General features: G+C 46.2%; 5 protein-coding genes. 2 read left to right on the plus strand and 3 right to left on the minus strand.

Annotation, left to right across the window (positions count from 1 at the left end; translation table 11 throughout):
* Positions 1 to 1,425: C-3',4' desaturase CrtD (gene crtD, locus IQ242_RS11050; RefSeq protein ID WP_193960007.1), on the plus strand; the 1,425-nt coding region annotated here is incomplete at its 5' end.
* Positions 1,426 to 1,553: 128 nt separating this feature from the next.
* Here the strand turns inward: crtD and IQ242_RS11055 are convergent.
* Positions 1,554 to 2,891 (minus strand): histidine phosphatase family protein, encoded by a 1,338-nt coding sequence (locus IQ242_RS11055; protein ID WP_193960008.1) that lies wholly within the window; start codon positions 2,889 to 2,891, stop codon positions 1,554 to 1,556.
* Between the two features lie 402 nt (positions 2,892 to 3,293).
* Between IQ242_RS11055 and IQ242_RS11060 the strand changes: the two genes are divergently transcribed.
* Positions 3,294 to 4,538, plus strand: coding sequence for a DUF4912 domain-containing protein (locus IQ242_RS11060; RefSeq protein ID WP_193960009.1), 1,245 nt, complete (start codon positions 3,294 to 3,296; stop codon positions 4,536 to 4,538).
* Positions 4,539 to 4,635: 97 nt separating this feature from the next.
* On the opposite strand, the gene IQ242_RS11065 is transcribed toward IQ242_RS11060, so the two are convergent.
* Both IQ242_RS11065 and IQ242_RS11070 read right to left on the minus strand, forming a co-directional pair.
* Positions 4,636 to 6,288: an acetolactate synthase large subunit gene (locus IQ242_RS11065; protein ID WP_193960010.1), complete on the minus strand. Its 1,653-nt coding sequence runs from the start codon at positions 6,286 to 6,288 to the stop codon at positions 4,636 to 4,638.
* Between the two features lie 219 nt (positions 6,289 to 6,507).
* Entirely contained in the window at positions 6,508 to 6,987 is a 480-nt protein-coding gene (locus IQ242_RS11070) for a hypothetical protein (RefSeq protein WP_041804515.1), read from the minus strand.
* Positions 6,988 to 7,948: the final 961 nt, after the last annotated feature.

Genomic DNA, 7,948 nt, shown 5'->3' on the forward strand with positions numbered 1-7,948 from the left:
GTATATGATCAGGCGCTTGTCCCTGGGGGTTGTGCCTCGACTTTTTCCCGTCGGGGTTTTACTTTTGACGTGGGGGCAACTCAAGTGGCAGGATTAGAAGTAGGGGGCATTCATCAGCGCATTTTTGCCGAATTAGGGATAGATTTACCCGATTCTGTCCCCTGCGATCCCGCTTGTGCCGTGTTTCTGCCGGGGGAAACCACTCCGATTAATGTCTGGCGCGATCGGCAAAAGTGGCAAGAGGAAAGACAAAAACAATTTCCGGGCAGCGAACCTTTTTGGCAATTATTACAAAAACTCTTTCAAGCAAGTTGGCGTTTTCAAAGTCGCGATCCAGTTTTACCCCCGCGCAACTGGTGGGATTTAGGGCAATTAATCGCCGCTTTGCGTTTAGATACTGCCATTACCTTTCCCTTTACTTTGATGACTGTGGGCGATGCTCTGCGATTATACGGCTTAGAGACAGATAAACGCCTAAAAACCTTCCTTGATCTCCAGTTAAAGCTTTATTCCCAAGTTACTGCTGATGAAACCGCTTTACTTTATGCCGCCACCGCTTTAGCAGTTTCTCAGTCTCCCCAAGGTTTATCCCACCTTCAGGGTAGTATGCAAGTATTAAGCGATCGCCTATTAGCAGCTTTGGAAAAATACGGCGGTAAATTGCAAATGCGCCACACAGTGGAAAAAATACTGATAGAAAAGGGAAAAGCTACGGGAATTATCGTCAGAAATCAAAAAAATGGCGAAATATATCCAGAAATGGCCGATGAGATTGTCGCTAATATCCCGATCCAAAATTTACCACAATTAATCGATCGCGACGCTATTCCCAGTCTTTATCACCAGAGAATCGAAAAACTTCCCCCCGCATCCGCTGCTTTTGTGGTTTACTTAGGAGTCGATCGCGCTGCTATTCCCCCCGATTGTCCCCCCCATTTGCAATTCCTCTACGATTACGATGGCATAATCGGCGAAAATAACTCTTTGTTTGTTTCCGTAAGTAAAGAAGGGGATGGCCGCGCTCCAGTGGGAAAAGCGACGATTATTGCTTCTTCCTTCACCAATACCAGTCTTTGGTGGCGAAAAGGAGAAGATAATTATCAGCAATTAAAAGCAGCATACACCCAAGAGGCGATCGAGCGTCTCGGTAATTATTTCCATCTCAGTCCTGATCACATCGTTCATATCGAATCAGCTACACCTCGCACTTTTGAACGGTTTACGGGGCGAAATCAGGGCATTGTCGGCGGTATTGGTCAAAGATTGTCCACTTTTGGCCCTTTTGGCGTAGCGACGCGCACTCCGATCCCCCATCTTTGGTTAGTGGGAGATTCCACCCATCCGGGAGAAGGCACTGCCGGAGTCAGCTATTCGGCACTCACGGTAGTTAGACAGATTGAGAATAAATTATTGGCTTCTAGTTAGCCGTAATTATGAATTATGAATTGGGAAGAATAAATAAAAGCAATCTTCTGAATACTGAATACTGAATAATGATAACTGATAACTGTTAACTTACCCACTGATAACTGATAACTGATCACTGATAACTGTTATAAAGCGCCAGCTGCCGTGCGATCGAGTATTCCTGATCCTAGATGATAGGTAATATTAATTGCTTGTAGGACCGGTTGAGAGTCAACTCCTTTGGGATAATCGATAACACTAACCGCGCCATTTCCCTGTTTAATATTCCAGAAATTGGCGGGTTTTAAACCCAATAAATAACAAAGAATCACCTTATTAATGGCATCGTGAGCTACTACCATAATTGTCTTAGGACTATCGCTATTACTATAGGTTTTAACGATTTGCCGCCAACAAGCGATCGCTCGATCCCAAACTTCCTGTAAATTCTCCCCTTCCGGCATTTGCACGGTTTCTGGGGCATTTTTCCAGTCTTCTAACATCCCGGGGAAACTCGCTTCAATTTCCTCCTCTAATTTACCTTCCCAAAGTCCGTGACAGATTTCTGTCAGATCCACTTGGGTATCTAAGATGACATTGGGGTGATATTGCAGGATAATTTGGGCAGTTTCCTTGGGACGGGACAAAGGACTGGTGACAGCGTGATCGATCGCCGTTTCTCGCAGAAATTCGGCGGCTTTCTCAGCTTGGGCCTTGCCATTATCATTGAGAGGAATATCGCGCACACCTTGAAAACGTTTATCCCGATTCCATTGGGTTTCTCCGTGACGCACAAGCAGCAGCCTAGAACCTTGGAAAGGAGGACGCGGTGGGGGTAAAGCTATCCCTAGGTGTGCTGTTTGATTGAGGGATTCCACCTGGACAGGATCACCAAAATTACCCGTAAAATTGAGAACATTAACGCAACAGTTAGATTGTTGTAGGGAATGGTATAAGGAAACCGGAATACCGATGGCACTGAGGATTAAACAGCGATTAATACCGTTATGGGCAACAATGAGGATAGTTTGGCCCTCGTGTTGGGGAATAATTTCTCGCCAAAAATCCTGCGCTTGTTGATAGAGGGAGAGAACGGGATAATGTTCCTGACCATCGGGCAGTATCATCTTAAATTCATGAGGTTTTTGGTGCCAATCCCGATATTCTTGGGGGTATTGAGCTTTTACCTCCTCTTTGACCATATTTTCCCAGATAGGCAGATCGATTTCTAGTAACTGCGAAGTGGGTTGAATGACGGGAGAGTTATTTAAACGAGACTTAATTACCTCAGCAGTAGATTTGGCTCTTTGGAGAGGACTACAGTAAAAAGCGGCGATATCGATTTGACTGAGGGCATTTCCTACTTTTTCCGCGTCCAGATGGCCTTTTTCCGTCAAAACCGAGCCATCACTGCGACCTTGTATTTTCTGCTCTGCGTTATAACTGCTTTGTCCATGACGAACAATAATCACACGAGTAGCCAAGCGGTTCAGTCTCCTTAACTAAAAGTCTCAATATCAGATTACAGGCGATCGGGATCGGAGTACAAATCAGTGATCAGTAATCAGTAATCAGTGTAGCGCATTTGTACTAAAATATCGCCTACAGTTTCAAGGCAGCACAGCATATCAAAACTTCCTGATATAACAATCTCTTTGGGATCAAGGGTTTGGCGGTTTTATCAAGAAATCCTGACAATGTACTTGGTCAAAATCGGAATCTTGCTGTTTAATAGGTATTTATAACAAGCGATTCCCTTGATCCCCATCGAGTGGATCTCTCGTTCACAAAGCAATCGATGAGTAGTTAGAAGGATTACCCAGATCACTGCTTTTGCAAATGCCCAAAAACATTTGCCGTCGTAACTAATCGGAGAGCGTCAACTCATGGTTCCAGAATACCCCCCCTTAGATGAGATGACCTTGCGGCAACTACGACGAGTTGCCAGTCAATACAGCATCTCTCGTTACAGTCGGATGCGGAAAACGCAGTTAATCGAGTCAATTACCCAAGCTATGCAAGTAAGCGGCAATTTTAAATCTATTATTAAAGAGGAAAAACCAATGGAAGCAGCAAAATTTGAATTAGGCCAAGCTAACCCGATCGAAGATATCCTAGGTTCAGTGGATGATGGTTTAGGAGATCTGCCCGGTGGCTACGGTGAAAATCGCATCACCCTCCTACCTCGCGATCCTCAGTGGGCCTATGCTTATTGGGATATCCCCAACGAATCGAAGGAAGATCTACGTCGTCAAGGGGGACAACAGTTAGCCCTGCGTCTTTATGATGTCACCGATATCGATCTCAATAGCCAAGGCGCCCACAGTGTCCAAGAATATCTCTGTGATGAATTAGCCCGGGAATGGTATTTACCAATTCCAGTCAGCGATCGAGATTATGTTATCGATATCGGTTATCGTTGTGCTGATGGTCGTTGGTTAGTTTTGGCCCGTTCTCCTTTAGTGCGGATTCCTCCCGTCTATCCTTCCGACTGGATTGAAGATATTTTTGTCACCGTTAACTGGGAAGAAGAACTGGTGGGTAAAACTGTTTACGAACTCGTTCCCCCCAGCAAACGCTACGACAGCAGCACCGGAACCACTGGAAGCCCTATCTACGACCAAATTTTCGAGAGTGTCGGCGATATCGAGGCCCTACGGGTGGCCGGTTCCTTGTTTGGTTCCATGCAGCACGTCGCTGGTTCCGTACCGATGTCGGAAGTGATCAGTTCTTATGTATTCCCCTCTGGGGTTGGTATGTGGGCAGTTCCCACGGTATCGGGACTAACCGCTTCCGGTATCGGGATGACTGCTTCTGGTATCGGTATGGGTGCTTCGGAAACCCTACAACGTCCGCGCAAATTCTGGTTAGTTGCCGATGCCGAATTAATCGTCTATGGTGCCACCGAACCCGATGCCACCGTAACTATCGGTGGTCGTCCGATTAAACTCAATCCCGATGGCACTTTCCGCTATCAGATGTCCTTCCAAGATGGTTTAATCGATTATCCGATTATGGCCGTGGCCGCCGATGGGGAACAAAATCGTTCTATCCACATGAAATTTACCCGGGAAACTCCCTCTCGCAATACCAACACTAAAGATGAGGCGGTTCTAGAATGGTTATTCTAGATCGGGTTTTCTAACGTTACCAAAGCCAACCTAATTACCTCCCCCTAACTGAGATTCAGTTAGGGGATTTTTTGGGGATTGTCAACGCTATCAACTTCTATTCCCAAATCTGACAGCTTAAATCGCCCGATTTTTGGGAAAGACGCAGATTTTCGCCGTAATCGACGGGAACATCGATCACCGCAGGGACATCTTGCCGGAAAGCATCCTCTAGGATCGGGATCAAATCCTGAGCAGATTCCACCCGATAGCCTTTTAATCCCATACTTTCGGCAAATTTAACAAAATCGGGATTACCAAACTTAATAAAAGAAGAGGTCCCAAAATGGTTAAACTGCTTCCATTCGATTAAACCGTAACCGCCATCATTAAAGATGAGAGTGACGAAGGGAGTTCCCACCCGCAAAGCTGTCTCCAATTCCTGACAATTCATCATAAAACCGCCGTCTCCCGTCACCGCCACAATGCGCTTATCGGGATGAACTAACTTAGCGGCGATCGCACCAGGGATGGCAATACCCATAGCGGCGAAACCGTTAGAAATAATGCAAGTATTAGGACAATCGGAGTGATAATGGCGGGCCATCCACATTTTATGAGCGCCCACGTCAGAAATGGCGATATCTTCCGGTCCCATCACCTGACGCAGATCGTAGATCAATTTTTGTGGCTTGATCGGAAAACCCGTATCATTGGCATAGGTTTCGTAATCGGCCCGAATTTCCGTCTTTAATCCCGCAGTAACAGGAGTTGGTTTATTCTGGCGATCAGCCCGTTTGAGGATATCGATGAGAGAATCGGTGATATCACCCACCACTTCCACCACCGGGGCATAACTGCTGTCAATTTCCGCCGGAGTCATGCCGATGTGAATAATCGGTAATTTCCCGTCTGGATTCCATTTTTTCGGGGAATACTCGATTAAATCGTAACCAACAGCGATAATTAAATCACTGCGCTCAAAAGCACAACTAATCAAATCCCGTTGCTGTAATCCTACCGCCCAAAGAGCCAGAGGATGGGTATAGGGAATCACCCCCTTACCCATAAAAGTGTTAGCCACAGGGATATTCAAGGCCGTGGCGAATTCCGTTAAAGCCTCACTAGCATTAGCGCGAATTGCCCCATTTCCCGCCAAAATCAAGGGATTTTTCGCTTTAGAAATCACCGCCGCCGCCATGTTCAAAGTCCGATAGGAAGCGTAAACTTTTTCCTGACTATCGAGGGGCAAAGGACTACCATCGGCAGCCATAGCGGCGATATTTTCAGGAAGATCGATATGAACTGCCCCCGGTTTCTCACTTTGGGCGGTTTTAAAGGCTCTCCGTACCACTTCTGGGGTGATACCTGGCCGCACGATTTGTTTATTCCATTTCGTCACCGGGGCGAACATGGCCACCAGATCCAGGTATTGATGGGATTCAATGTGCATCCGATCGGTTCCCACCTGGCCGGTGATAGCCACCAAGGGCGCCCCATCGAGGTTAGCATCGGCTACCCCTGTCATTAGGTTAGTCGCCCCCGGTCCTAAGGTGGAGAGACAAACCCCCGCTTTTCCCGTTAAGCGTCCATAGACATCGGCCATAAAAGCGGCACCCTGTTCGTGACGGGTGGTGATAAATTTGATCGAGGAGTTTTTTAGGGCTTCCAAAACATCGAGGTTTTCTTCCCCGGGTAGCCCAAAAATATACTCGACCCCTTCATTCTCTAGACATTTAACTAGAAGTTCGGCTGTGTTTAATTCCCCCATAGTTCCCTCCTGTAGAGCTTACTTCATCAGTAAAGTCTCTAGAGATAGTTCATCCCGGCGGATTGAGGTTGTTGCGCTCAACTCGTCGGGATGATATCAGTAGACTATATGTACCAATGTAGCTGACTAAAATTTTGTTTAAGTCTATCCATATACCATTGTGACTTAGATCTTGACCCTTGGCAGATTATTTATTAGCACAATTGGGGAGAATTTTTTTTAGGCCGTTAATTCTTCGGCGGCGTGGGCCAGTTGGGCGGCGACTTTGGCTAAATAGGGACGACTTAACCACCAGATAAAGGGGGACAGCCAACCCCGCAGAGTGACAGAATAGGAAATATAACTACCACAGAGGGTTGATTCCACTTGGTAGGTCATTTTCTGTTCCATGCCGGGGATAGCGAGAACTCTGAGGCTGAGAAGTTCCCCGGGACGGACATTTTCCACGAAAACCCGGATAGGAATGGGAGTCAGACGGGTGACAGCTTGATAGATTAACCCCGGTTTAGCGATTAAACCCAAGGGAACATCAGCCTTGGCAATCAAAGGATGCCAAGAGACATCGGCCACATTGATTAATTTTTGCCAGAGGACATCGACGGGGGCGGTACTGACCACCCGATAGGTTTTGTAGAGTGAAAACTTACAGAATAGTCTGCCTTTGGCCGCTACAATCCTTAGGGAAAAATTGAGAATCACCGATCGCCCCCCGCAAAAATAATCCAGGTAATCTTCTATTTTGACATACCCCACGCCGTAAACGGACGTGGATTCTTCTCGCATCACTGCTGTGAATTTCTGGCTCAACGAGTCCACTTGAATTAGATTCCTGGCGAAATCCCACCCAGAGGTGGTTCTCTCCTCAGACTTTCGCAACCTTACAGAAGCCTGTTTTCGGAGGCCCCTACGATACAGTTCAAAACCTCTAAAATACTTGGTTTCTCTGGTACTTGGTGCTGAGAATTTTTACCTATAGGAGCATTCCCCTAGAGAACCCCATAACTCTAGTTTTCAAGGTGCGTTCATCGGTTGATGACTGGGTTTTTTAAGCGGTTGCTTACCCAGCCTCCTATTCTTAATATCATACATCAGATCAAGTCGCCCTCAAAGGGCGAGGCTTTCAACCCAATTTTTCGGTAAAAAATAAATGGCTTTCCGGCAGTGTGCGCTTTTGATAATTTTCAATTATATGAATAGATTGATAAAGCTTGTTCTCAAGCCGCTAAAAGCCTATCAGTTCTTTGTGTGATCAGTTTAACTTACTATAGAAGCGATCAATCTTTGTGTCCTCTGTGTCTGGAGTGGTTCCTTCCACTCCCTCGCCAGCAGGACTGTATCTTAGAATACATTTTACCCACCAAACCTAAGATAGCCTGGTTCTTCGGTTTGTGTTATGCGATGGATGGGGTTACAAGGGATGAAAACCCTATATAGAGTTGGCTGAATAAATCTAATTTTTTCGATAAAAGCGGCAGGGTTAAAACCAGCAAGAGTGGCTGTGCCAAGGGTAGCACCTAAAAGATCAAGAAATTGACCTGAGAGGGGGACAAGCGAGCTAGAAGGTAGATAGGGCAAGCGATATCGCTCTTTGTCCTTTGATGTAATCCTTCAACCGATAGCGGCTAATTTGCATTAACTCTTCTATATTTTTTGGGAACAT

This window comes from Microcystis sp. LEGE 08355 (assembly GCF_015207185.1).
Lineage (GTDB): Bacteria > Cyanobacteriota > Cyanobacteriia > Cyanobacteriales > Microcystaceae > Microcystis > Microcystis panniformis.

Excerpts from the sequence above, each read along its gene's own strand:
- IQ242_RS11065 (WP_193960010.1), bottom strand. The coding sequence starts at position 6,288 with ATGGGGGAATTAAACACAGCCGAACTTCTAGTTAAATGTCTAGAGAAT.
- IQ242_RS11060 (WP_193960009.1), top strand. The coding sequence starts at position 3,294 with ATGGTTCCAGAATACCCCCCCTTAGATGAGATGACCTTGCGGCAACTA.